Below are 548 nucleotides of genomic sequence, written 5' to 3'. Positions count from 1 at the left end.
GCTCGGCGGCGGCCGCCGTCCCTGGCTCGGCGAGGCCGGAGCACACCGCCGCGTCCTCGTTCCGCCAGGCGTCGACGCGGTGCTGCACCTCGCGGTACCCGGCGTCGTCGAGCAGGGCTTCGGCCGCCGCCGACGGGGTGTCGAAGCCCGCGCGGAAGGCGGCGTCGGAGAGCCGCGCGTCGGCGGCCTTCAGGCGCTCGGCGCTGTCGTCCGCCGCGCGCCGTTGACCCGCGCGCACGGCGTCGGCCGCCTCGGTGAGCAGCGCGGCCCGCCGCTCCAGCTGGGCGGCGCGGGCCGCGACGCTGGTGGTGGTGCCGCGCGCGCGGGTCAACTCCCGCGTCAGGCCCTCCCGCTCCCGGTCGAGGGCGTCCCGGAGGGTGGCGCGCGAGGCGGCCCTGCGTGCGGCCTCCTGCTGTCCGGCGAGCCTGCGGTCGTGCTCGTGCTCGGCCCGCGCGAGGGCTTCCCGCGCCGCGTGCAGCCCGGAGGCGCGGTCACGGGCCTCGGCGTGAGCGCGACGCAACTCCTCGACGGCGGCGGCCAGTTCACCG

General features: G+C 79.9%; 1 pseudogene. It reads right to left on the bottom strand.

What is annotated here, in order from left to right:
- Positions 1 to 548: pseudogene (locus AB8Z36_RS42135) on the bottom strand (AAA family ATPase); the annotation flags it as partial.

The sequence above is a fragment of the Streptomyces flavofungini genome (assembly GCF_041028215.1).
GTDB lineage: Bacteria > Actinomycetota > Actinomycetes > Streptomycetales > Streptomycetaceae > Streptomyces > Streptomyces flavofungini_B.
The sequence above is the reverse complement of the archived record's forward strand: the minus strand, read 5'-3'. Positions and strand labels throughout refer to the sequence as shown.